This window comes from Nonomuraea sp. NPDC026600, from assembly GCF_040638335.1.
Classification (GTDB): Bacteria; Actinomycetota; Actinomycetes; order Streptosporangiales; family Streptosporangiaceae; genus Nonomuraea.
The window spans coordinates 23,527-44,911 of sequence record NZ_JBEZYD010000063.1 but is presented as its reverse complement, the minus strand read 5'-3'; the positions used below and the strand labels follow the sequence as shown (position 1 = coordinate 44,911).

The 21,385-nt window shown below is 68.3% G+C and carries 26 protein-coding genes, 2 tRNA genes and 2 pseudogenes; 16 read left to right on the top strand and 14 right to left on the bottom strand.

Features of this window, described 5'->3' with window-relative positions; translation table 11 throughout:
- Position 1 precedes the first annotated feature (1 nt).
- From AB0F17_RS62965 to AB0F17_RS62955, 3 genes are all read right to left on the bottom strand, one after another.
- A complete protein-coding gene (locus AB0F17_RS62965; protein WP_358046086.1) occupies positions 2–1,411 on the bottom strand; it encodes a molybdopterin cofactor-binding domain-containing protein in 1,410 nt (469 codons plus the stop codon).
- Entirely contained in the window at positions 1,408–1,893 is a 486-nt protein-coding gene (locus tag AB0F17_RS62960; protein ID WP_358046083.1) for a (2Fe-2S)-binding protein, read from the bottom strand. Before AB0F17_RS62960 ends, AB0F17_RS62965 begins: the two co-directional genes overlap by 4 nt.
- Before the next feature lie 64 nt (positions 1,894–1,957).
- On the bottom strand, positions 1,958–2,761 hold the full coding sequence (locus tag AB0F17_RS62955) for an FAD binding domain-containing protein (protein ID WP_358046080.1): 804 nt from the start codon (positions 2,759–2,761) through the stop codon (positions 1,958–1,960).
- 84 nt (positions 2,762–2,845) lie between these two features.
- Between AB0F17_RS62955 and AB0F17_RS62950 the strand changes: the two genes are divergently transcribed.
- The 3 genes and pseudogenes from AB0F17_RS62950 to AB0F17_RS62940 form a co-directional block, all read left to right on the top strand.
- Positions 2,846–3,523 carry a GntR family transcriptional regulator gene (locus AB0F17_RS62950; RefSeq protein ID WP_358046077.1) on the top strand — a complete coding sequence of 226 codons (678 nt, stop codon included), beginning with the start codon at positions 2,846–2,848 and terminating at the stop codon, positions 3,521–3,523.
- 88 nt (positions 3,524–3,611) lie between these two features.
- Positions 3,612–4,961, top strand: coding sequence for an AAA family ATPase (locus tag AB0F17_RS62945; protein ID WP_358046074.1), 1,350 nt, complete (start codon positions 3,612–3,614; stop codon positions 4,959–4,961).
- Positions 4,871–5,560 (top strand): annotated as a pseudogene (locus tag AB0F17_RS62940) (tetratricopeptide repeat protein); the annotation flags it as partial. The gene AB0F17_RS62945 and the pseudogene AB0F17_RS62940, both read left to right, overlap by 91 nt.
- Positions 5,561–5,939: 379 nt before the next feature.
- On the opposite strand, the gene AB0F17_RS62935 reads toward AB0F17_RS62940, so the two are convergent.
- Positions 5,940–6,212 (bottom strand): hypothetical protein, encoded by a 273-nt coding sequence (locus AB0F17_RS62935; protein WP_358046112.1) that lies wholly within the window; start codon positions 6,210–6,212, stop codon positions 5,940–5,942.
- Here AB0F17_RS62935 and AB0F17_RS62930 point away from each other — a divergent pair.
- Both AB0F17_RS62930 and AB0F17_RS62925 read left to right on the top strand, forming a co-directional pair.
- Positions 6,187–6,336, top strand: coding sequence for a hypothetical protein (locus AB0F17_RS62930; RefSeq protein WP_358046118.1), 150 nt, complete (start codon positions 6,187–6,189; stop codon positions 6,334–6,336). The two genes, AB0F17_RS62935 and AB0F17_RS62930, sit on opposite strands and share 26 nt — an antisense overlap.
- Before the next feature lie 45 nt (positions 6,337–6,381).
- The gene (locus tag AB0F17_RS62925; protein ID WP_358046115.1) at positions 6,382–6,504 is read left to right on the top strand and encodes a hypothetical protein; all 123 of its coding nucleotides are present in this window, start codon (positions 6,382–6,384) and stop codon (positions 6,502–6,504) included.
- Here AB0F17_RS62925 and AB0F17_RS62920 read toward each other — a convergent pair.
- The 4 genes from AB0F17_RS62920 to AB0F17_RS62905 all read right to left on the bottom strand — a co-directional run bounded on the left by AB0F17_RS62920 (position 6,497) and on the right by AB0F17_RS62905 (position 8,734).
- The gene (locus AB0F17_RS62920; RefSeq protein ID WP_358046071.1) at positions 6,497–6,637 is read right to left on the bottom strand and encodes a hypothetical protein; all 141 of its coding nucleotides are present in this window, start codon (positions 6,635–6,637) and stop codon (positions 6,497–6,499) included. The two genes, AB0F17_RS62925 and AB0F17_RS62920, sit on opposite strands and share 8 nt — an antisense overlap.
- 99 nt (positions 6,638–6,736) lie before the next feature.
- Complete coding sequence (locus AB0F17_RS62915) at positions 6,737–7,273, bottom strand: DinB family protein (protein WP_358046109.1); 537 nt, start codon at positions 7,271–7,273, stop codon at positions 6,737–6,739.
- A gap of 5 nt (positions 7,274–7,278) precedes the next feature.
- Entirely contained in the window at positions 7,279–7,608 is a 330-nt protein-coding gene (locus AB0F17_RS62910) for a hypothetical protein (RefSeq protein WP_358046068.1), read from the bottom strand.
- Positions 7,609–7,768: 160 nt separating this feature from the next.
- Positions 7,769–8,734, bottom strand: a complete 966-nt coding sequence (locus AB0F17_RS62905) for a 2-dehydropantoate 2-reductase N-terminal domain-containing protein (RefSeq protein ID WP_358046065.1) — start codon at positions 8,732–8,734, stop codon at positions 7,769–7,771.
- A gap of 90 nt (positions 8,735–8,824) precedes the next feature.
- On the opposite strand from AB0F17_RS62905, the gene AB0F17_RS62900 reads away from it, so the two are divergent.
- The 3 genes from AB0F17_RS62900 (at position 8,825) to AB0F17_RS62890 (ending at position 10,252) form a co-directional block, all read left to right on the top strand.
- On the top strand, positions 8,825–9,394 hold the full coding sequence (locus tag AB0F17_RS62900) for a TetR/AcrR family transcriptional regulator (protein ID WP_358046062.1): 570 nt from the start codon (positions 8,825–8,827) through the stop codon (positions 9,392–9,394).
- Between the two features lie 193 nt (positions 9,395–9,587).
- Entirely contained in the window at positions 9,588–10,082 is a 495-nt protein-coding gene (locus AB0F17_RS62895; protein ID WP_358046059.1) for a caspase family protein, read from the top strand.
- Positions 10,082–10,252 (top strand): hypothetical protein, encoded by a 171-nt coding sequence (locus AB0F17_RS62890; protein ID WP_358046056.1) that lies wholly within the window; start codon positions 10,082–10,084, stop codon positions 10,250–10,252. Before AB0F17_RS62895 ends, AB0F17_RS62890 begins: the two co-directional genes overlap by 1 nt.
- Before the next feature lie 654 nt (positions 10,253–10,906).
- Here the strand turns inward: AB0F17_RS62890 and AB0F17_RS62885 are convergent.
- Entirely contained in the window at positions 10,907–11,497 is a 591-nt protein-coding gene (locus AB0F17_RS62885) for a dihydrofolate reductase family protein (protein WP_358046054.1), read from the bottom strand.
- Positions 11,498–11,794: 297 nt separating this feature from the next.
- Between AB0F17_RS62885 and AB0F17_RS62880 the strand changes: the two genes are divergently transcribed.
- The 4 genes from AB0F17_RS62880 to AB0F17_RS62865 all read left to right on the top strand — a co-directional run bounded on the left by AB0F17_RS62880 (position 11,795) and on the right by AB0F17_RS62865 (position 15,463).
- On the top strand, positions 11,795–12,820 hold the full coding sequence (locus AB0F17_RS62880) for a hypothetical protein (RefSeq protein ID WP_358046051.1): 1,026 nt from the start codon (positions 11,795–11,797) through the stop codon (positions 12,818–12,820).
- Positions 12,821–12,919: 99 nt separating this feature from the next.
- Positions 12,920–12,991 (top strand) — tRNA-Arg (locus AB0F17_RS62875).
- A 21-nt stretch (positions 12,992–13,012) separates the two neighbouring features.
- Positions 13,013–13,084 (top strand) — tRNA-Lys (locus AB0F17_RS62870).
- 27 nt (positions 13,085–13,111) lie between these two features.
- Positions 13,112–15,463, top strand: coding sequence for a hypothetical protein (locus AB0F17_RS62865; RefSeq protein ID WP_358046048.1), 2,352 nt, complete (start codon positions 13,112–13,114; stop codon positions 15,461–15,463).
- Here AB0F17_RS62865 and AB0F17_RS62860 read toward each other — a convergent pair.
- On the bottom strand, positions 15,429–15,659 hold the full coding sequence (locus AB0F17_RS62860; protein ID WP_358046045.1) for a hypothetical protein: 231 nt from the start codon (positions 15,657–15,659) through the stop codon (positions 15,429–15,431). The two genes, AB0F17_RS62865 and AB0F17_RS62860, sit on opposite strands and share 35 nt — an antisense overlap.
- A 181-nt stretch (positions 15,660–15,840) precedes the next feature.
- Between AB0F17_RS62860 and AB0F17_RS62855 the strand changes: the two genes are divergently transcribed.
- Positions 15,841–16,128, top strand: a complete 288-nt coding sequence (locus AB0F17_RS62855; protein WP_358046042.1) for a hypothetical protein — start codon at positions 15,841–15,843, stop codon at positions 16,126–16,128.
- 438 nt (positions 16,129–16,566) lie between these two features.
- Here AB0F17_RS62855 and AB0F17_RS62850 read toward each other — a convergent pair whose 3' ends face one another.
- The 3 genes and pseudogenes from AB0F17_RS62850 to AB0F17_RS62840 all read right to left on the bottom strand — a co-directional run.
- Complete coding sequence (locus AB0F17_RS62850; protein WP_358046039.1) at positions 16,567–16,773, bottom strand: DUF397 domain-containing protein; 207 nt, start codon at positions 16,771–16,773, stop codon at positions 16,567–16,569.
- Positions 16,764–17,051 carry a Scr1 family TA system antitoxin-like transcriptional regulator gene (locus tag AB0F17_RS62845; protein ID WP_358046036.1) on the bottom strand — a complete coding sequence of 96 codons (288 nt, stop codon included), beginning with the start codon at positions 17,049–17,051 and terminating at the stop codon, positions 16,764–16,766. Before AB0F17_RS62845 ends, AB0F17_RS62850 begins: the two co-directional genes overlap by 10 nt.
- A gap of 40 nt (positions 17,052–17,091) precedes the next feature.
- Positions 17,092–17,592 (bottom strand): annotated as a pseudogene (locus AB0F17_RS62840) (Scr1 family TA system antitoxin-like transcriptional regulator); the annotation flags it as partial.
- A 280-nt stretch (positions 17,593–17,872) separates the two neighbouring features.
- Here AB0F17_RS62840 and AB0F17_RS62835 point away from each other — a divergent pair.
- The 3 genes from AB0F17_RS62835 to AB0F17_RS62825 all read left to right on the top strand — a co-directional run bounded on the left by AB0F17_RS62835 (position 17,873) and on the right by AB0F17_RS62825 (position 20,216).
- Positions 17,873–18,160, top strand: a complete 288-nt coding sequence (locus tag AB0F17_RS62835) for a hypothetical protein (RefSeq protein WP_358046033.1) — start codon at positions 17,873–17,875, stop codon at positions 18,158–18,160.
- Positions 18,157–18,630 (top strand): ATP-binding protein, encoded by a 474-nt coding sequence (locus AB0F17_RS62830; protein WP_358046030.1) that lies wholly within the window; start codon positions 18,157–18,159, stop codon positions 18,628–18,630. Before AB0F17_RS62835 ends, AB0F17_RS62830 begins: the two co-directional genes overlap by 4 nt.
- A gap of 65 nt (positions 18,631–18,695) precedes the next feature.
- Positions 18,696–20,216 carry an ATP-binding protein gene (locus AB0F17_RS62825; RefSeq protein ID WP_358046027.1) on the top strand — a complete coding sequence of 507 codons (1,521 nt, stop codon included), beginning with the start codon at positions 18,696–18,698 and terminating at the stop codon, positions 20,214–20,216.
- An 83-nt stretch (positions 20,217–20,299) separates the two neighbouring features.
- Here the strand turns inward: AB0F17_RS62825 and AB0F17_RS62820 are convergent, their stop codons facing one another.
- On the bottom strand, positions 20,300–21,376 hold the full coding sequence (locus AB0F17_RS62820; RefSeq protein WP_358046024.1) for a LacI family DNA-binding transcriptional regulator: 1,077 nt from the start codon (positions 21,374–21,376) through the stop codon (positions 20,300–20,302).
- Positions 21,377–21,385: the final 9 nt, after the last annotated feature.

Sequence of the window (21,385 nt, the reverse complement as noted above, 5' to 3'; positions counted from 1 at the left end):
GCTACAGCCCTTCCCGGGTCGTGGAGGACATACGGCGGTACGCCTCGGGCAGCTCGTGCCCGGCCAGCTCCGCCGCCTTCTGGATCACTTCGACCAGGGCCGTGCCCTCGGCGACCTTGCGGTGGGCCTTGAGGTCCCCGTCGCGGTAGGCGTTGAGCAGGCGCAGCCGCAGCGGGTCCAGGTCCAGCGCGCGGGCGATCCGGTCCATCTGCGACTCCAGCGCGAAGTCGGCGATGGTCACGCCGAACCCGCGCATCGCGCTGGACGGTGTGCGGTTGGTAAACACGCAGTGGCAGTCGGCCCACACGTTCGGGATCGCGTACGGGCCGGGCAGGTGCGCGGCGGCCTTGGTGGTGCCGTACGGGCTGTGGCGGGCGTACGCGCCGGCGTCGACGTACAGCGTGACCTTGCGGCCGATGATCCGGCCATCGTCCATCACGGCGTCCTTGATGTAGACGCGCTCGGCCGCGCGCGGCGAGGAGACCTGCATCTCCTCGGCCCGGTCGTAGACGAACCTGACCGGGCGGTCGGCCGCCATCGCGGCCACGCAGGCGACCGGCTCGACCACCACGTCCACCTTGCCGCCGAAGCCGCCGCCGACCGTCCCGCCGACGATGCGCAGCTTGTTGAACGGCGCGTTCAGGATCAGCGCGGTGTTGTCCAGGGTGAAGAAGCACGCCTGGGTGTCGGAGTGGATGCGCAGCCGCCCGTCGGCCTGCGGGACGACGACGCAGCCGGTGGTCTCGGCGGGAGCCTGCTCGATGGGCGCGGATTGGTAGCGCCACTCGAAGACGTGGTCGGCCCGCCTGAACGCCTCCTCCACGTCGCCGAAGCGGATCCGCCGGCAGTGGTGGCCCTCGTAGATGAAGTGGTTCTGCCCGTGGTACTCGTTGACCAGGGGCGCGCCCTCCTTCAGCGCCTCCTCGACGTCGAAGACCGGCGGCAGGTCCTCGTAGGCGACCCTGATCCTGGCCGCGCCCTCCAGCGCGGCGGCCTCGGTCTCGGCGACCACCGCGCAGATGGGCTCGCCGAGGTAGCGCACCTTGTCCACGGCCAGGATGGGCTCGTCGTCCGGCCCGACGCCGATCAGCTTGAGCGGGGTGTAGAGGTTGTTCGGGATGTCGGCGTGGGTGAGGATCCGCAGGACACCCGGCACGGCCAGGGCCTCGGTCAGGTCCACGTCCAGGATCCTGGCGTGGTGCCGGGCCGAGCGGTGCATCTTCAGGTGCGCGAGCCGCGGCGGGAGCACGTCCTCGAAGAACTCGGTACGCCCGGTGACGTGCCCGCGCGCGTCCGAGCGCTGGACGACCGAGCCGATGACGGTGAAGTCGCCGCCGTCCACGCCCGTGGCCGCGGCGGCCCGTTCGGCGGCGAAGGTGCTCGTGTCGATGGGGGCGAGCCGATAGGTCATCGCGGCACCGCCCCGCGACGGCGTCTGGCCGCCTCCAAGATGGCGATCACGATGGGCCGGTAGCCGGTGCACCGGCAGACGTTGCCCGAGATCGCCTCGACGACGTCCGCCTCGCTCGGATCGGGGTCCCGGTCGAGCAGCGCCTCGGCGACCATGATCATGCCGGCCGTGCAGAAGCCGCACTGGGTGGCGAAGCAGTCGACGAAGGCGCTCTGCACCTCGTCCAGCTCACCGCCGGCGGCGACCCCCTCCAGCGTACGGACCGAGCGGCCCGCGACGGTCTCCACCGAGACGAGGCAGGCGGCCTCGGGCCGGTCGTCGACCAGGACGGTGCAGGTGCCGCAGGCACCCTGCCCGCAGCCGCGCTTGGCCGCGGTGAGCCCCAGCGACTCGCGCAGGCTCGCGAGCAGCGTGACTCCCGGCGCGGCGATGAACTCCCGTCGCTCACCGTTGACGACGAGCGAGACGATCTGTGACGGCACGGTCCACCTCTCATCTGATGCGGCGCGGGCTGGCTCGTCTAGCTGGCTCGTTTTGCTGGCTCGTTCAGGGGAGGAAGGCGCGGCGGAGATGCACGGGCAGGACCCGGGCCCGGTACCACGCGCTGGCGTAGGCGTCGTCGAAGGGGTCGATGTCGCCAAGGGCCGCCTCACCGGCCTCGGTCAGGACCTCGCGGGTCAGCGGACGGCCCCGCAGCAGGCGCTCGGCCGACACCGCGCGCACCGGACGCGGGGCGACTCCGCCGAGCGCGATCCTGGCGAAGGTGACCACGCCGTCGACGGTGCGGGTCACGGAGGCGACGGTCACGATCGCCGCCGAGTTCAGGCGGCGGCGCATGGCCTTGTGGTAGTGCCAGGCACCCGGCTCGGGAAGCGCGGCTCGTACCGCCACAACGACCTCGCCCGAGCCGATCCCGGAGGTCAGCACGTCGGCCACCGGCGCGTCACGCCGGCCGTCCGGCCCGGCGATCTCGCATGTCGCGCCGAGGGCGAGCAGGCAGACGGCCAGGTCGCCGTACGGCTGGGCGACGAACAGGTTGCCACCCACGGTGGCCTGGTTGCGGAGGGTCGGGGAAGCGATCGTCCGCAGTGCCGGGCGCAGGAAGGAGAGCGCGGGATGCTCGCCGACGGCGGCGAGGGTGGCCGCCGCCCCGATCCTGGCCAACCCATCACGGACCTCGACGCCGCCCAGCCCGGCCCGGCGCAGGCTGACCAGCTCGGTCGCGGGCGCTACCCCGCTGTTCACCAGCGCCATCACCACGGTGCCGCCGCCCATGACCCAGGCTCCCCGTGCCGAGCAGGTGACCGCGGCCTCGACGGATTCCGGCACGTGCACGGCCTGGATCACCATGTGCGGCCCCTCTCGTTAATTATCGATAATTGATTATCGTGCGAACACCGTCAAGAGGAGCCTTGGAGAATTAGGATCGGCCCCATGACCGAAGAGCCCTCCAAGCTGCCGCGGCTCACGCTGGCGCGGCAGATCCGCGACTCGCTGGTCAGCCGGATCGTGTCCGGCCAGTTCCGGCCCGGCGAACGGCTGGTGGAGACGCGACTCGCGGCGACCTACGGCACCAGCCAGGCGCCCGTGCGCGAGGCGCTACGCGAGCTGGAGGTCATGCGGCTGGTGGAGACCCAGCCGCGCCGCGGCACCTTCGTCCGGCCCTTCGTCCAGGAGACACTGCGCGAGAGCTACGTCGTGCGGGCGGCACTGGAGGAGACGGCCACCCGGCTCGCCCTGCTGGCCGGGACCGTGCCGGTGGAGGCGCTGCGCGCGGATGTGGAGACGATGCGGGCCGCCGCCGAGCGCGGTGACGGCGAGGCGTCGGCGCGCGCCAGCGTGTCCTTCCACCGGCGCATCGTCGAGGCCGCGCACAACGAGTTGCTCAAGCTCTCCTGGGAGGGCCTGCAGATCGAGGCGCGCACGTCGGTCACGATGGTCGCCACCGAGGTCGACCTGCACGACATCGTGCGCGACCACGCCGAGTTGCTGGCCGCGATGGAGGACGGCGACCTGGAGACCGCGTGCCGGCAGGCCCGCGACCACCAGTGGCACTACGCCGACCTCCCGCACGACGCCCATGGCCGCACGCGCGACTCCGCCGCGGGCTGACCGAAGGCGCCATGCGCCCTATGTGGGTGGGTTTCGGTATCTTGCGTAGTTCAAGACCGACCGAAACCTGCGACAGAAGGGATGGCACGTGCTCGACGACGCCGGTCTCCAGGCGCTCCGCGATGCGGCGCGTCTATCTCCGGACAACCTTCCCCTCCGGCAGCATCTCGCCGGGCAGCTTCTGACCAAGGGGTATCTCGGCGAGGCAGAGGCCGAATACCGCGCCGCGCTCGTCCTCGCGCCCAAGGACGCGGACATCACGGCCGGGCTGGCGGAGGCGTTCGTCCGGCAGAGCGCCTTCGGCGCCGCACTGGCCGCGCTCGAGCCGTTGCTGGCCTCGCCCGGCTACCCGCCCAAGCTGGGTGTGCTGGCGGCTCGGGCGCTGCTCGGGGAGGGGGACACGGCACGGGCGGGCTACCGGTACCACGAGGCGATCTCCCGTGATCCGTCCGTGGGCGACGCCGACCTCGCCGCCCGGCTGTCGGCCCCACCCGTGTCGTCGTACGCCGCCGCACCGGTGCCTCTCGCGGCGCCGCACCCCGCGTCGGCGGATCAGGCCAGTGCGGAGGTCGAACGTTCCAAGCTCACCTTCGCGGAGGTGGCGGGCATGGAGACGGTGAAGGAGTCGCTGCGGGTCAAGCTCCTGCTGCCGCTCCAGCAGCCGGAGCTGTTCGCCGCGTACGGCAAGCGCGCCGGTGGCGGGGTGCTGCTGTACGGCCCACCGGGAGCGGGCAAGACGCATCTGGCCAGGGCCGCCGCCGGAGAGCTCGGCGCGTCGTTCGTCAATGTCGGGCTGGCCGACATCCTGGACATGTACATCGGCTCCAGCGAGCGCAACCTGCGGGCCACGTTCGATCTGGCTCGCCGCAACCGGCCGTGCGTGCTGTTCTTCGACGAGGTCGACGCGCTGGCCGGCCGCCGCTCCGACATGCGCCAGGCGCACACGCGGCAGCTGGTCAACCAGTTCCTGGCCGAGCTCGACGGCGTGGACCAGAACGCCAACGAGGGCGTCCTGGTGCTGGCGGCCACGAACGCCCCCTGGTACGTGGACGTGGCCTTCCGCCGTCCCGGCCGGTTCGACCAGCCGGTGTTCGTACCGCCGCCCGACCCCGCGGCCCGCGCGGCCATCCTGCGCATCCTGTGCCGTGACAAGCCCCTGGCCGAGATGGACTTCGACGCGGTCGCGCGGGTCACCGACCACTTCGTCGGCGCGGATCTGAAGGGCGTGGTGGACCGGGCGGTGGAGGTCAAGCTGCACCAGTCGATCAGCGCGGGCCGGCCCATCCCGCTGTCGACGCCCGACCTGCTGGCCGCGGCGCAGAGCGTACGGCCGACCGCGGTTCGCGAGTGGATGGCCACCGCGCGCAACTACGTGATGCACGCCAACGACTCCGGCGCCTGGGACGAGCTGATGCCCTGGGTCAAGGGCAAGTGGTGACCGTCGCCGACCCGGTACAGCGGGCGCGGACGCTGCTGCAGCTGCGCCGCCCGGCCGAGGCCGAACGGGAGCTGCGCGGCGCGCTCGCCCAGGAACCGCAGCACACCACCGCGCACTCCTTCCTGGCCCTCGCCCTGGTCCAGCAGGGCAACGTGGCCGAGGCGATCGCGGAGGCGCATGAGGCGGTACGGCTGGCGCCCGACCAGTGGTTCACGCACTACGCGGCCGGACAGGTGCACCTGCGCGCGGGCCGGCCCGATGAGGCGCTGACCGCCGTCCACACCTCCCTGGACCTCCAGCCCGAGTACGCGCCGACCTGGGAGCTGCTGGCCCGCGTCCACGTGTTCAAGGGCCAGTGGCAACAGGCGGCCGAGGCGGCCCGCCGCGGGCTGGCCGTCGATCCGCAGGAGTCCGACCTGGCCAGCCTGCTGGCGGTGGCCCTCACCGGACTCGAGGAGGCGGAGCAGGCCACGGCCGCCGCCGCGCACGCCGTGCAGCTGGATCCGGAGAGCGCCACCGCGCACCTGGCGTACGGCCGCGCGACGCTGGCCTTCGGTGATCCCCGGCGGGCGGCGGACGCCTTCCGCGAGGTGCTCCGCCTCGACCCCGGCTTCGACCAGGCCCGAGACCTCCTCGTGCTCGCGCTGAAGCAGCGCAATCCCCTCTACCGGCGACTCGCGCGGTTGCGGGGCCGGTTGCGCGGTGGGCGGCTGGTGTTCCTGCTGCCCGCGGTCCCGCCCCTCATCGTGGTCTTCATCCTCGTCGCGGTACTGCACTGGGCGGTGTGGGTCGCCGAGGCCTGGACCACGCTCCGGCTGGCCCGCGCCAAGGCCACCCGGCTGCTCTTCGAGGGCACCGAGTCCCGCCTTGCCGTCCTGTGCTGCGGCCTGGTGATCGCGGGCGCGGCGCTCCTCGTTCTGGGCGTGGCGCTCGGCCACGACGCGCTCGGCACCGCGGGCGTGGCCGTCATGGCTCTGGTCACCGCGGTGCAGGAAGCCGTGCACACCGGCTCGGCTCGCGGGCGCGCGATCCTGTACGGCTGGACGGTCCTGCTCGTCCTGGCCATCGCCACGTCGGTGACTGTCGGCTCGACGGGCCTGGCGCTGCTGAGCGTGTACGCGGGGCTGGGCACGATCTGGGGGGCGGCGGGCGTACGGCGCGCGCTCGGCCAGGATGGGTAGCTTGCCGGTGAGGCTGTTGGGCGAAGGCGGCGCAGTATTTGCAGGTGAAGTCGGCGTACTCGATGAGCACGACGGGCGCGTCCACCGGGCCGATCGCGGCGGGGTCGTCGGGAGACCGCCGTACCAGTTGCGCCAGTGGGCTCTGGCTTGTCGTCGTGGTGGGAGTGGCCGCCGGTTTCGCGGCGCTGGTGTGAGGCTGGGACACGTCTTGTTGCCACGTTTGTGCCGTGATCCCGATGATGGCGACAACGACTACCCCGAGTGTCACCGTGGTCAGCCGCATGATGCGGGAGCGGCGCTGCTCGGTACCGGTCCGGGTCTTCGTCGTTCTGGAGGTCGACGAGGTGCGCTCGCTCACGTGAGGACCTCCGTGAGGCCGGCCTCTATAGCGTCCTCTGGTCGGCACGGCGCCTCGAAGTCCGCTGGCACGCGCTTGTCGGCACCAGGCACCTCCTCCCAGGTGGTCTGGTCGGTCAGGTCACGCAGGTCAGGCATGGATGTGCGCTTTCAATCGTTCGTGGTCGGGCGGGAGTAGTGGCGTGCCGACGGCTCGACCGGCGGCGGTCGGACGGCGTCGCCGGAGCGCGGACGGCGTCAGAGGTTCCATCCGCACACGACCAGGTACCCGTCGACCGTGGTGATCAGATCAGAGATGGGGTCGTCGGGCAGGGCGTGGCCGAGGTCGCGGTTGCGGACCTCGCCGATCCAGCGGTCGTGCTGGTACTCATGGTTGATGATCGTCATCAGCAGCGTCTGCGCGACGATCTTGAGCTGGGCGGGGGCGGCGACGTCTCCGGCTCCGATGGCGTTCATGCGGGCGTGGACCCGTTCGCCGACGGTGGCCCGGAAGTCGGCCAGCCGCCGCGGGTCGGGCAGGGGCAACCGGTTGGCTTCCGGGTTCGCGGAGTCCATGAGATCGCCCAGGTCGGGCGCGGGGCTCGGTTCGGCCGCAGTGAGGTTGCGGACCATGAAATGGGCTACGTGGGCCTGGTGTCCGAGATGCCAGCCGATGGGGCTGAAGTTCTGCTCCGGGCGCCAGTGCAGTTCCTCGACGGTCAGGTCACGCCAGAGCTCGTCGGTGTAGGCGCGGGCGCGGTCGTACTCCGCCAGCAGTTGCGGGATCTCATACATTGCGGTCACATCCGATCGTCGTGTCGGCGGTCACAAGGACGCTGAACTCGGGACAGGGGCGCTGGACGTACGGTGGGGCCGGTGCTGCAGGCAGGCCGGGACGCTGCCTCGCCCTTGACCAGCTGCGGGAAGTCCGGATGCCGGTCGGCGCTGAACCGCCGGTCGTTCAACACGGTTCGCACGTCTTCGTGGCGGCTGACCACCCAGGCCCACCCGCCGTCGGGCAGACGAACCCGCGAGACCGGCTCTTCTTCGCGGATCTCTTCGTACGCCGGCGGCGGCGTGAACGGGCACGTACGGGCCATGGGGAACTCGTGCTTCTCGGCGGTAGTCATGACTTTTCCTTCCACGACGTCACGGACAGGCGCTAGAGGCTGGACAGCGAAAAGCCGTGTGTGAACGGCAGTTGGTCGACCGGTGCGACCGGGTTTGGCTCTGGGATGCGGCGGACCAAGGAGCCGCAATGGACCACCGGGCCCGACAACATCGGTAAATTCAGACTCGACCCGTCTCCTCACGGGCGAAGTTCGGTTCCGCCGCTTCCAATCGCGGTACCGAGATGCCCAACCGTCGTGCTTCGGCCAGGGTGTCCCGGCAGACCTCACGCGGCTCCTCGGCGTCGGGGTCGGAGTGCGCCGTGAGGCTCACGCGCGCGGGCGCGACATGAGCAGTCAGCCAGGCGAGCACGGGTGCCGTCAGCCAGGTGGGCGCCCGGAACAGCAGCACACCGCCCCGGTGACGTCGCAGGTCGAGGCCACGCGCCTGGAGGAGCGGCAGCAGTTCGCGGCCGGCCAGCAGCGCCTCGCGCAGGTCGCCCGTTGCCCCGGCCAGTTTGGACAGGGAACCCAGCCGCAGGCCCTGCGAGAACAGGCCGGCATCCGACACGAAATGGACCCACAGCCAGCCGCGGAAGTCAGGCTGCTCCTTAATCCGAAGCCCGGCCTCGCGAAACGCCTGGCGCACGGCCCGTTCCCGGTCGGTCGGGGGCTGGCCGAGTGTGCCGAAGATGACCGACGGCAGCAGTGCCCCGTGGAGCACGCCGTCCGCGCCGAAACCGCCACCGGCCTGGGGAAAGCCCCAGGCGATCTGGTCGAGCGGGAGTGCGCCGATCGCGGCCAGCGGCTCGGTCCAGATGTTGCCGAAGACCAGCACCGTGGCCTGGCCGACACGCGGGGACAGGAAGGCCGTCGCGCCCGCGAGGCGGTGGTGCGGCACGCTGAGCACGATCAGGTCGAAGTCGTGGTCCGGCTCCAGCGCCTCGCGGTAGCGCACCGGCCACTTCTCGACGACGCGCTGCCCCCACACCCGGCGCCGCGTATCGAACAGGTCGAGGTCCACCGCGTCCCCGTACGTCGCCGCGCGACCCGGCCGGACGTAGAACTCGACGTCATGTCCCGCCTGTTGCAGGGCCCAGCCGTAGACAGTGGCGATCACGCCTCGGCCGAACATCAGGATCTTCACGCTGCACCTCGTGGGATACGATCGATTTGGAGGCCATCTCCACTTTTCAAAATATGGAGGTCATCTCCACTTGTCAACGCGAGGTAGCGCATGACCACTGACAAGCCGCTGCGGGCCGACGCCCAGCGCAACCGCGAGGCCCTGATCGACAAGGCACGAGAGGTCTTCGACGCCGGCGACTTCTTCGACCTGCGCTTCGATGACTTCGCCCGCCTGGCCGGGGTGGGCACCGGCACGCTGTACCGCCACTTCCCCACCCGGGAGGCACTGGCCGAGGCGGTCTACCACGGGGAAGTCGCCGCGCTGTGCGACCGCGCCCACCGGCTACAGGCCACGCTGCCCGCGGCGGAGGCTTTGGCGACCTTCCTACGCGGCATGGTCGACCACATAGATGCCCACGAGGGTCTGGCCCGGACGCTGGCCACGCTCATGGCCGATCGCTCGAGTGCCCTCGCCGAGGGCAGCCGGGCGCTGGAGCAGGCTGTCACCGACCTGGTGGCCGCCGCCGTGCGGGACGGCGCCGTTCGCGACGACGTGGGTGCCGGTGCCGTCATGATGGCACTGCATGGCATCGGTGCGGCCCATGACCGCCCCGGTTGGCGGGCCGAGGCCGACGATGTCATCACCCTCGTGCTGGACGGGCTGCGCCGCCTGCTATGACAAAGTGCGACACGAGGTCGCATGCCGCGAGCGAAGGATCCGGTTAGTGGTACGGCGGTGACGATGCGGTCCGGGGTGGTCACCCGGCTGATGCCGGCTACACCTGTGAAGTTTCAGGATGTGTGCGAGAGCGATGAGGGCGCGGCTCTGCCAGTTCTGACGCTCTTGTCGAAATCCGCCTACGTCGCCGAAGGTGGGACTGGCCCACGACGCGGAGGCACTCGCCGCTGTGCTCCGCGACCCGGAGATTTGCGGCTTCGAGGTCACCACGCTCTTCAACGAGCCGAACCACCGGGTCGGAGAGGCCATGACCGACTTCTACCGGGATCGGCGAGGCAACGACCTGACCCTGCTCTACTTCACCGGTCGCGGACTAAAGGACGACGACGGACGGCTCCATCTGGCGATGCGCAACACCCGCCGCGACAGCCTGATTTTCACCGCCATCTCCGGCGAGCAGATCGACTACGCGATGGAGAGGTGCGCGTCACGCCGGAAGGTCCTGATCCTCGACTGCTGCTACAGCGGGGCCTACCCAGCCGGGCGGCTGACCAAAGCCGGAGGCGACTGGACCACTTCCGCGGGCGTGGCCGCACCGTCCTCACTGCCACCGACGCCACCCAGTACGCCTTCGAAGGCGACACGCTGCACGGGAATGCACCGCAATCGGTGTTCACGCGCCACCTAGTGGAGGGGCTGCGCACCGGCCGCGCCGACATGGACGGCGACGGCGACATCACCCTCGACGAATTGTACGGCTACGTCTACGACCGCGTCGTGGCCGAGATGCCGCAGCAGCGACCCAAGCGGCAGGACAACGTCAAAGGCCGCACTGTCATTGCGCGGAACGTCAACTGATCGCTGCCCCCACACATCGGCCACGCCCTGAGCAGCCCGATCGCCAGAGACCGGCTCAACGCTATGGACGCGCTCGACCACCCCCACCGGATCGGCAACGGGATGGTCCCGTCTCCACGCGACAAGCGAGTGGAAGAGGGCACGGGTGGCGCGGATCATCGAACGCACGGCCAAGAACGGCGCGAAGTCCTGGCTGGTCAAATGGCGTATCGGGGAGGCAGGAACGGCAAGGAGGACTTCGAGACCTGCTACGACCGTCGCCGGCGACTTTGCCGCCTTGGTCACGCTCAGCAGCGAGAACCGACCGCACGGGCCGCAGCCTCCCCACAAGACCAGGTCAGACCCTCATCACCAGTTTCTGGCACCGCACACGCCTTCAAAAACCAAGGCGGGGCACAAACCAGGAGGAGCGAGCAAGCCGCATGACTGCGTGGATGACACTATCGCCAAGTGTCCGATCCCGTTGAAGTCTGCGAACGGTCGGCGGGCTGACCTGGGTCTCGCAGGGTAGGTCTGACCTCCCTGCCGGGATTTGGCCAGACCGACTTTGCGGATTCGGTGGATCTTGGTGGTTCGAGTCGGTGGTGGACTCGGGCCTCCGATTCGTGTGACGGCTCGTCTAACGAGACCTCGGCGGTGCCTTCTCTGGGCTCGCTATCGACGGACGTCGTATCGCAGATGGGTGACTCGGTCGCCTTGGACGATCTCCGGGTTGCCGAGGAGCGCGGGTGGACCGTCGTACGCGCCGAAAAACCGTACGCCCTTGCCGAACACCACCGGGACCAGGTCGACCTGGAGTTCGTCCACCAGGCCGACTGCCAGGGCCTGGCCCAGCAGGTCACCGCCGGTCAGCGACACGTCCTTGTCCCCGGCGGCGGCCTTGGCCCGGGCAATCGCGCTTGCCAAGCCATCTGTGACGAACGTGAACGGCGCGTCGGGGAACGGCCAGTCCGTCGGCGGTTGGTGGGTCACCACGAAGACGGCGTCGCCGGCTGCGGGGCGGCCGTTCCAGCCGTTGGTGATGTCAAACAGGCGACGGCCGATCACCGCCGTTCCGACCCGCGACCAGGTTTCCTCCATATACGTGGCGCTGGCGGCCGAAACGTGGAAGACCCGCTCGGGGTCGCCGCCGTTGAAGGGGACGTCCCCGTTGTTGTACCAGTCGAAGAGCGGACCTACCCGGTCCGACTCATCGGCGATGAAGCCGTCCAACGACACCGTCGCGCTCGCGATGACCTTGCCCATGGTCTGTGACTTCCTTCCGAAGATCGGATTTGCCTGGGACGTCGGAGCCGGTGCCCCGGATCGGACAGCGGGCCGACACAACTACCCATCTTTCCTGTCGCAGGGTTAGTCCGGACGTTGCACGATCGATCGCAAGGTAGGTCCGGACGTCGCAAGGTTCGCGCGGATTAGACACCAAGCGCAGAGTCACGAGCCCTGCAGGGAAGAGCCTTTGGATAAGAGTCATGACCGGAAGCCCGTATGAGACTAATCTTTGTTGATCGAAAGCATTCCGGTCTTGGCCGAAATCTGGAGCCCATGATGCGATTCCTTGCCATCGTCCTGCTGCTGTTACCGCTGCTTCCGACCCCTGCCGCCGCCACTGACCTCCCCGGCGGCAAGGCCAACTACGTCGTCACCCTGGGCCGGCTGCGCGCCGACGTCCGGGACAACTGGGTGCGTCTGGGCACGTACCAGTTCGCGACCGACGGCACCGTCACGGCGCGCACGTACCTGTGGTGGCAGACCGCGCCCGCCGCCCGCGAGGGCACTGGCACCACACCCGACCTCGACAGCTGCTCGACCGTCAGCGGCGCGGTCGGCCACACCCGCGCCCGCCACTGCGAGGTGCTGACGGCGGGCGGGTTCATGGACTCTCCGCCCGAGTCGCGCACCGGGACCTTCAGCGTCGCCGGCGATGTCCTGAACATCACGTGGAACATCGCCCAGACCTGGTCCGAACAGTGGTACCTGCGGCCCAACAGCGACGGCACGCTCGTCAGGCTGGAGAGCAAGTACAACACCCTCGCCACCCACGCCTACGGCTACGGCAGCAACGCGGCGCTGTCCACACGCCGGGCGATGAGCACCGTGCAAGCTTTCCCCGGGACGCTCAAGCAGGATCTCGCGTCCTGGACGAAGGAGAACGTGACCACCTCGACCGGGCAGGTGTTCACCAACACGACCTATCGCACGTGCACGACGACGACCTGGTGCCTGACCTACGCCCAACCGTCGTCGGCGAGCGCTTGCCAGGCGAGCGGCGGCTGCCCCAACTACGGCGGCGGCACGGCCACCAACGACAGCTCGATCCAGTACTACCTGGTCAAGGTCTCCGGCAACGACCGGCGCGACACGCTCTGGCACTGGTGCACGTGCCTGGCCAGGGAGCGCGGCGAGTTCTGCTACACCGGCAACTCCCACGTCAAGCCGCTGCTGCAGATCCTCGACGACGACGGCGGCTTCCACGGCTGGGTGGGCGCCGAGGCGTCCTTCTACCCTTCGGGCAGCGATCCGCGCTACTCCGACCAGCTCAGCGCCTTCCGAGTCACCGACACCCGGTAGCCGCAGAAGACGCCGAGCAGTTCGACGACGGACGTCACCTTGAGCCGGGCCACCTTTAGGGCAACAGTCGTGTACGTCGGTTATGGTAGGCGAAGGGATCATGGAGTAGATCAGTGGTAGATCACCCGGCTTCGGACCGGGAGGGCGCAGGTTCGAGTCCTGCCTCCATGTCGACGGCCGGATCCGGCCGGTCCTGAAGTAGATCAGTGGCAGATCACCCGGCTTTTATCCGGGAGGGCGCGAGTTCGATCCTCGCCTTCAGGTCTTCACGAGTCATGCCAGGGAGTCGCTGTGTCGAACGAGCCACGGTACACGGCGTCGCCGGGGTACGCCTTCGGGCAGCTTCAGCGAGCCCTGGACAAGGCCGCGTCCGAAAACGACTCCGCGGCACGAGAGCCAGCCGAGGCGAAGGTGTCGGCGTGGCGGGCGGTGTTGGACGGCATGGCTGCCGGCCGGTTGGCGGTCGGCTCACGTTCTCCGGTCACTGACACGCCCGTTTGGGTGACGCTCGAAGTCGCGCACGGCGGGTTCGCCACCGGCCGGTGTCTGGCCGAGCAGCCGCTGAGCGAGGCAGAAGTAGCCATCCTGCGGACCTTGCCGCAGGATTTGCCCGGTGCGACGGACCGCGAACGGCTCAACCTGTTCTATCTCAGCGACGCCGGCCAGGTCGAACTCGTCGCGGCGCTCGCGTCGGGAACCTACCGGATCGACGTCCCCGAGGACGCCGCCCTGCTGGTGGTGGCCTGGCTGCTCGATCGCGGGCATCACGAGGCGGCGCTCGATCTGGTGGTCCGGTTACGGCCGCTGATGCACCGGCTGCGGATGACCCCTCGGCTGGAGCAAGCCACAGCGCCTTCCGGCGTGACAGTACGGCTCGCGCCGGTGGGAGAGGTCAGGGCCGTCCTGCGCGCGACCACGGTCAACTCGAACATCGCGACGATGTTGGAGACACTGCGGGTATGGCTGCCGCTGTACGACCGGTTGGTGGCGCTGTGGTGCGACACCCTCGACGAGGACCTGCCGTGGCTGTCGGGGGCCGGGACCGTGGCGGGCGGTTGGCCGTGCCGGGTGTGGCCGGCCGCCTGGACCGAGCGGCGGGCCGAGTGGCTCGCCGACTATCGGAGAGCGGGCGAGCAGCACACGCTGGCCAGCGCTCACATCCATCCCAAGAGCAACTTCGACCGGCTGCGCCGGGCGCTGGAGGTCTGCGAACAGGACAGCCGCGCCCTCTCGGGTCGCGACGTCGGCTGGATCCGCCGCGTGCTCGCCAACACCATCGGCAAGCATGGCGCTCCGGGCTCCGAGCAGCGCGCGGCCTTGCGCAGCGCGCAGGCTGTGGTGGCGGCCCGGCCGACCCACGCGTCACTCGCCACCGTTCTGGCGGGACGGCTGGACCGCTACCCGGAGGACGGCGGCATTCCCGCGATCGAACCGCTCGCGGGAGAGACCCTCCAGGACGAACTCTCGGACGTGGCCGCGGGTCATCCGATCCCGCCGCACCTGCTGGCCAAGGTCTCCCGAACGCTGGAGGCGCCAGTCGACGAACTCGTGGCCCGCGGCGTGATCACCTCCGGAGAGGTGCTGGCCAAGGTGCTGCCGCAGATCACCGCGCAGATCCTCGCCACCGACATCGACGACGAGCACCTGGCGAGGCTCTACGCCCAGACCTACGGCGCGTTCCGGCGACGTCGCAGCCTTCTGCTGCTCAACCTCGAACACCAGGTCCGGTTCGACGAGCTGCCCTGGATCGGCGCGCTCGAACGGTTCCGCTCGCCTCGCCCCGACACCGCCCGCACCGCCAGGCGCACGCTTGAACAGACCACGACGCTGGCGCTGACCGCCTTCCCCCAGGCGATCCTGCCGAACCCGCTGCTCCGCGAGCTTGGCGCGCTGGCCAAGCAGGCCGATCTGCCGATGCCCCTTGTCGAGGAGGTCGCCGCCGACATCTTCATGGGCACGTTCACCGCCAAGTGGCGAACGGCGGCGGAGATCGCGAGCCAGACGATGGCGGGCACCCTGTACGCCCGCTACTACGACTTGCCCGAGGCCGCTGTCTGGACGGCGTCGGCACCCTCGGGACGACGCGGCCGGCTGACCAGCAGGTGGGGCAAGCAAACCGCCGACGGCTTCGCAGGAGTCTGCGCGGTCCGGGCCAAGAAAGCCCAAGCTGGCGGCGGCCACAGCTACGTCGCGGCCAACGGCACCGTACTCGAACAAAGCCAGATCTTGACCACCCATAACCTGGCCGCCCTCGTCCACACGCTCCACCTGCAGGACCGCCTCGGCGACCTGGGCCCCGACCTCGCCGACCGAACCTTCACCTGGATCGTCGCCCGCCAGGCCATGCGGATCCCGGATCACCACGCCGTCCTGCAAATGATCAAAAATACTGCCTACGCCTGGCGGCAAGCGATCTTCTACCTCAGCTTCTGTGACCAGCGACAGCAGCACGCCGCTATGAACCGCCTACGCCAGCAGGCCGCCGACGCCGGACTCAGTGAACGCTTCGGTCCGGCCGTCGCCGGGCTTGCCCATGTCATCAATGGCGGGCGCTTCGACGAGGACGGGACCATCCCAGGTCGCCACGGACGGCGATTCCTTGGCTGGACTACCGGCACCCATTGGTCCCTTCCCCGCAGGTAAGGTCACTCGGCCTGGCAAATGCGGTGCCGAGGGCCTGTGCGAGGTTCGGGTGCTGGGTGAACTTGGCGCGTAGCAACCCGGCCATGACGGCCGCCCGCACGGTTGCCCAGCCGTCGATGCGGGCGGTCTGTTTGGCGATGGTTTCCGCATCGAAGGTGGTCAAGCGCCTGTTCAACGCCGTCATCGGCTTGATCATCTGCCGTAGAGTACGTCCATGAGGGTCCCCGACACCCCCCGCTACCCATGGGCTGAGCGTCTCCACGCCATGAGCGGCACAGACCATGATCTTTATACTGGAGAAGAGTCCTCGTCGTATCCGTCCGAATGGCTGGGCGCAACTGCCGCCAGCGTGACGTGGACCCGCACCTTGCGCACTCATGGGGCCCCCGCCGGGTTCCCTGATCCCAGCATTACCCAACAATTATTTCTTCGACTACGACGCGCCTCAGGACCAGGATTTCTTCGAGGTCGGGGACTGTCTTCCGCATACGCTGTACATTTCCGAGAACGTCGAGGGAAGCGTCTATCTGCTCAATCCATTCATCCTCACCTCGGGCGATGAGTGGGAAGCGTGGCATCTCGACACCACGTACATGCTCGGCGCGACTCGCTTCCAGTCATTCTGGCATTTAATGGAAAACGCCTTCCGTCGCGACGCACTCTGATTCACCGAGACTGTAGAACTAACGGCGCAATCGGGATAGGCAGGCATCAGCACTTCTCGGCCACCCACCGACGTCCTGCTGACATCAACATCTCGGCAGGCAAGTCCCATCCACTTTGCGTCTCTGCGCCTGCCGAAACTACATCCATGCACGTCAAGCAGGCTGCGTATCACATCCGAGACCAACTGGAAGGAGCCCCGACCCGCGGCCGAGGTGTGTCCGAAAGAGAGACAGGGCCGTTAACTGGACACACTCCAGCTTCAGTCGTGATCCGTGGCCCATGGCTGAAGATATGTCCGGCCGCATCTCCGCGCCGAAGCGTACGCGAGGCGGGAAGTCTGCATTTCACACCGCTTGCTCACACCTCCGCGATCATCCGTCACTTCACCCTGGGGCTGGCTACCCAGCTTGAAGCCAGGCAAGAACCCAATCCGGCGATTAAGAAGAGGTATTGAACTCACCCGTTTTGACGCCGCCGATGAATGCCCTCCACTCATCGGCGGTGAAGAGCAGCTTAGGGCCATCCGGGTCCTTGCTGTCGCGGACGGCGACTACCCCGGGAAAATTCGCCGCGACCTCAACACACTGGCCGCCATTTCCCGAAGAGTAAGTCGACTTCCGCCACACAGCGCTACTCAAGTCCATTTTCTTCTCGCTTCCTCAATCAACCGGAGGGATTCGCGCTCAGGATACGCCCAGACCCGGATGGCCTCAGAGCGATCCCAAATCGCGGCCACGATGTCGGGGTCCGCAGTGATCTGCGCCTGAGCAGGGGCGTCGGAGCTGATGACATCGGGCTGTCCGTCCGGGAGTTTGGCGATCATGAAGGGACCGGCCAGGCCGGGAAGACAATCCGGGTTGACGACCTGGAGGAACACCGAGGGACGAGCCGCAAACTCCAAGCAGGCAATCGAGCTGTTCACGCATCACCTCTGGCCCGCCGACCCGCCGATGCAACACTCCGGCGTCGAACAGAACCAAGATCAGAGGCGGTTGGCTCCGGCTGAGGATGCGCTGCCTCCGCATCCGGGCCTCCACTCTCTCCTGTACCTCTTCGGAAGTGACCCGAGGTTCCATGCTGAAAATGTGACTGGCATAAGCCTCGGTCTGGAGGAGGCCGGGGATGAGCAGGGGATCCCACGATTGCAGAACGAGGAGGCTGGGCTCGATCTCCTCGGCCCAGCTCTGGAACCAGGTCGGGCTGCCGGGCCGAGCAGCGATGCGCTCGTGGAGCCTCGAGAACGAGACGCCCGCAGATGCGCCGAAAAGCAGGTCCAGCCGTTCGGCGTCTGACCGCGATGGCGTTCGGGTCGCCTTCTCCAGTCTGCACACCTGCGTCTGCGTACACCCGAGCCGGGAGGCCACCGCGGCCTGGGACAGCTCTGCGGCTTCCCGCAACCGCCGCATCTCCGCGCCGAAGCGTACGCGAGGAGACTCCGGGCTGAGAGACGGCACAACGTCCATGACATTTCCCCTCTAATTAGAGAAAAACGGAAATCCTCTTGGAAGCCGATGACACCTTTAAACCACACCCGACCAGCAGCTGTCATTAGCGATGCTGACTTGGCCTGACCAATCGGTCGCCCGCTGCGACATCGAGAAGGCACGCTGAACGCACACCTTCTTTTCCAACGGCAGACACAGAAGCCTGCCTCAAACATTCTTCGGCCGGACGCAAATAACCCCCACAGCGTTATTGCGCGCTTCGGCCGTACCCACGGAAAAGCAGCCGGGGGGCGAGAGCATGACAGCGCGCGAAGAAAACGAGAGGTTCGATCACCTCACCCGCCTGGCCTGGGACCTGCACGGCCTGGGCTACGGCGTCTCGCTGGTCGTGCCCATAACCGGCTCGCCAGTCCTGGAGATGCTCACCGGAAAGGGCACGAAGGTCCACATCACCGTCATCCGCCGATACTGCGGCTGGGCGTTCACTTGGCGCCCCTGGTGGGCACGGCTGTGGCGGCGCGACAAATGGGTGGTAGCCCACGCTGACAATGCCGCCGCCATCATCGCCGCAGAGCTGAAAGCATGAGAGGGCAGATTCGCCGCGATGAGGTCGAGTCGGCAGTCCTGAAGGCGCCGCATCTGACTGGTCTCAGGCAATTTCCGGCGACGGAAATATCCGTTTCCGAGGCTCGCGACTGGGCGCGCTCCCTGCTGTCCCTCGGCGTCCCTTCACCTGTCCTCGACGACGTGCTCCTTTTGCTCGGCGAAGTCGTCACCAACGCCATCACCCACTCCAACTCCGGCCGCGCCGCCACTGGCAAGGTGACGGTCCGGGTCGTCCGCACGGGTAGGACCGTCCAGGTGCAGGTGACCGATGCCGGCTCATCCACCAGCGTCCCCGCAGTACGCGCCCCCTCTCTCGACGACGACACGGGCCGCGGCCTGTGGATGGTGGACATGCTCGCCGACGCATGGGGATTCGAACACAACGAGAACGACACATCAGCATGGTTCCGGCTGACCGGGCCCGAGCGTCAGGGAGATGGCAGAATGTGACCATGCGGCCACCCCGAGCAAAGTATTTCAATACCACCGGCCCCTGCGACCCGAGGCACCACTACATGCTGCCCCCCACGCCACGGCTTCCCGAGGCGCGGGCGCTCATCGATATGGACCGCTACTTCGTGCTGCACGCACCCCGGCAGACCGGCAAGACGACCATGCTGCGCACCTTGGCTTCCGACCTGACCGCCGAGGGCGACATCGCCGCACTGTCGCTCTCCTGCGAGCGCGCCAAAATCTTCAGCGACGACATCGCCGCCACGGAGACGATTCTGCTGGACTCCCTCCGCAGGGCCGCCAACTTGTCGGGATGGCCCGAGAAACTGCTGCCGCCGGACTCCTGGCCAGAGGAGCAGGCGGGCACCCGGTTCGGTAAGGCGCTGAGCGCGTGGTGCAGCCGCTGCCCGCGCCGGGTCGTGCTGTTCCTCGACGAGATCGACGCCCTGCAAGGCGAGAGCCTGATCAGCACCCTCAGCCAACTCCGCGACGGTCACAACATACGGCCAGATGGCTATCCGTTCCCCGCGTCGGTGGTGCTGTGCGGGCTGCGCGACCTCCGTGACTACAAGGTCGCCTCGGGCGGCGCCCCCGACCGGTTCAACGCGGCCAGCCCGTTCAACATCCTCGCTGACTCACTGCGCCTGGGCGACTTCACCGCCGACCAGATCGCCGAACTCTACGACCAGCACACCCAGGCGACCGGCCAGGAATTCACCAAGGACGCGGTGGACCGGGTCTTCGAGCTGACCCAAGGACAACCATGGCTGGTCAACGCCATCGCCTACGAGATCACCATTCAGATGAAAGTGACCAGTGCCATCACCGCCGGGCAGGTGGAAGACGCCAAGGAGCGGCTGATCCGGAAGCGCGCCACCCATCTGGACGCCCTCGTGGCGCGACTGCGCGAACCACGGGTGGAACGGGTGATCGAACCGATCCTGGCGGGAACGTGGCCAGACACGGACACTGCTTTTGACGATGACGTCTCCTACGTTCACGATCTCGGCCTCATCCGGGGAACCAGGGATCTGGAGATCGCCAACCCGATCTATCGAGAGGTCCTGCTACGGGTCCTGGGCGATCGCACGGAGCGGTTCGTGAAGGCCGATCCACACAGCTTCGTGCTGCCCGACGGCCGTTTCGACCTGCCGCGCCTACTGCAGGAGTTCGTCGTGTTCTGGCGCGAGCACGGCGAGGTACTCATCCAGCAGGAGGGCTACCACGAAGCCGCCTGCCAGATCATCCTCATGGCCTTCCTGCACCGACTGGTCAACGGCGGAGGCCAGCTCGACCGGGAGTACGCCGCAGGCACCAAACGCTTGGACGTGCTCGTTCGCTGGCCGTACAGCGGCCCCGACGGTGGACGGCTCACACAGCGCGAGGCCATGGAACTCAAGGTCTGCGACCCGATGCCCAACGGCCTCACGCAACTCGACCAATACCTGGACCGCCTCACCCTCACCACCGGCGCGCTGGTGATCTTCGACCGGCGCCCCGAAGCCCCACCATGGAAGGAACGAGGCGCTTTCGAGCAGGCAACCACACCATCCGGCCGCCACATCACCGTTCTGCGTGTGTGACGGGCGCCTGAACAGTCAGAGCCGAGCGCCGTCCCGCGAACGCCTCGCCCGCAGCCTGTTCCCGACGCTGCGACGGTGTGCCGTCATCTACCGCCTCGAGGCGGTCCGAGCGTGCGGCCGGGCAGCAGTGTGCCGGGGAGCAGTTCGTGTTCGACCTTGATCCGGTCCGGCTTGGCGAGCATCGACTGCATCACCGCCGCAGCCCGTACGGCGGCCCGCTCAACCGGGATGCGCACCGTGGTGATGCCCAGCAACTCCGCCCCGGGCAGGATGCCGTCGCAGCCGGTGACGGACAGGTCTTCCGGCGTGCGGACCCCGATGGCGCGGGCGTGTGACAGGAAGGCGAGCAGGCGCAGGTCCGTCGGGAACATCGCCGCCGTGATCGTGCCGACGTCGTACAGCGCCATCACCTCGGCGATGCCCTCCTCGACAGCACCGAACGTGCGCGTTGTTATCCGGTGCACGGTGACGCCGTGCTTCTTCAGTCTCTGGGCCATCACCCGGCCGCGGAGGTTCTCTGCCACGGAAAGCTCGGCACTCGGAATCACCACGGCGACGTCGCGGTGTCCCTGCGCCGCCACCGCGTCCGCGAGCAGGGTCGCGTTGCCGTTCTCGTCGTAGGAGACGCTGTAGAGCCGCGGGTGGTTCTCCGGCCGCCCGATGATGACGACCGGCACCACGTCCAGGAACGGCTCGAGCATCTCGGCCCGGATGACACCGGTGGAAACGAACATCCCGCCGACCCGGAGCCCGAGCAGCCGGTTGAGCGCCTGCCGTTCGAAGTTCGCGCCTTCGGTCGGTGACGGGGCGACGGTGATCATCTGCAGGCCGAGCCGGCTGATCTCGGCCTGCAGTTCGCTGAACAGCAGTCCGTACGCCGGATTGCTCGGTCCGCGCAGGAGCAGGCCGATGATGTCCGAACTGCTCGCGGCCAGCGATCGGGCCATCTCGTTCGGGATGTACCCGAGCCGCTCCGCCGCGGCATGGACCGCTTCGCGGGTGCTCGGCGCGACCGGAGTGGTGCCGTGGAACACCCGCGACACGGTCGCCCGGGAGACGCCCGCTTCCGCGGCGACCGCCATCATCGTCACGTTCAGGGGTGACTGCGACTGCGGCTTCGACGATCGGCGCCTGCTCTTGGCCGCCTCACCTGATCCCACCCGCGGATC

Bases quoted from the DNA above. Each gene is read 5' to 3' on its own strand.
- AB0F17_RS62965 (WP_358046086.1), bottom strand. From the start codon at position 1,411: ATGACCTATCGGCTCGCCCCCATCGACACGAGCACCTTCGCCGCCGAA.
- AB0F17_RS62955 (WP_358046080.1), bottom strand. From the start codon at position 2,761: ATGGTGATCCAGGCCGTGCACGTGCCGGAATCCGTCGAGGCCGCGGTC.
- AB0F17_RS62950 (WP_358046077.1), top strand. From the start codon at position 2,846: ATGACCGAAGAGCCCTCCAAGCTGCCGCGGCTCACGCTGGCGCGGCAG.
- AB0F17_RS62925 (WP_358046115.1), top strand. From the start codon at position 6,382: ATGGCGACAACGACTACCCCGAGTGTCACCGTGGTCAGCCGCATGATG.
- AB0F17_RS62920 (WP_358046071.1), bottom strand. From the start codon at position 6,637: ATGCCTGACCTGCGTGACCTGACCGACCAGACCACCTGGGAGGAGGTG.
- AB0F17_RS62915 (WP_358046109.1), bottom strand. From the start codon at position 7,273: ATGTATGAGATCCCGCAACTGCTGGCGGAGTACGACCGCGCCCGCGCC.
- AB0F17_RS62910 (WP_358046068.1), bottom strand. From the start codon at position 7,608: ATGACTACCGCCGAGAAGCACGAGTTCCCCATGGCCCGTACGTGCCCG.
- AB0F17_RS62900 (WP_358046062.1), top strand. From the start codon at position 8,825: ATGACCACTGACAAGCCGCTGCGGGCCGACGCCCAGCGCAACCGCGAG.
- AB0F17_RS62885 (WP_358046054.1), bottom strand. From the start codon at position 11,497: ATGGGCAAGGTCATCGCGAGCGCGACGGTGTCGTTGGACGGCTTCATC.
- AB0F17_RS62880 (WP_358046051.1), top strand. From the start codon at position 11,795: ATGATGCGATTCCTTGCCATCGTCCTGCTGCTGTTACCGCTGCTTCCG.
- AB0F17_RS62860 (WP_358046045.1), bottom strand. From the start codon at position 15,659: ATGATCAAGCCGATGACGGCGTTGAACAGGCGCTTGACCACCTTCGAT.
- AB0F17_RS62855 (WP_358046042.1), top strand. From the start codon at position 15,841: ATGGGGCCCCCGCCGGGTTCCCTGATCCCAGCATTACCCAACAATTAT.
- AB0F17_RS62850 (WP_358046039.1), bottom strand. From the start codon at position 16,773: ATGGACTTGAGTAGCGCTGTGTGGCGGAAGTCGACTTACTCTTCGGGA.
- AB0F17_RS62835 (WP_358046033.1), top strand. From the start codon at position 17,873: ATGACAGCGCGCGAAGAAAACGAGAGGTTCGATCACCTCACCCGCCTG.
- AB0F17_RS62830 (WP_358046030.1), top strand. From the start codon at position 18,157: ATGAGAGGGCAGATTCGCCGCGATGAGGTCGAGTCGGCAGTCCTGAAG.
- AB0F17_RS62825 (WP_358046027.1), top strand. From the start codon at position 18,696: ATGCTGCCCCCCACGCCACGGCTTCCCGAGGCGCGGGCGCTCATCGAT.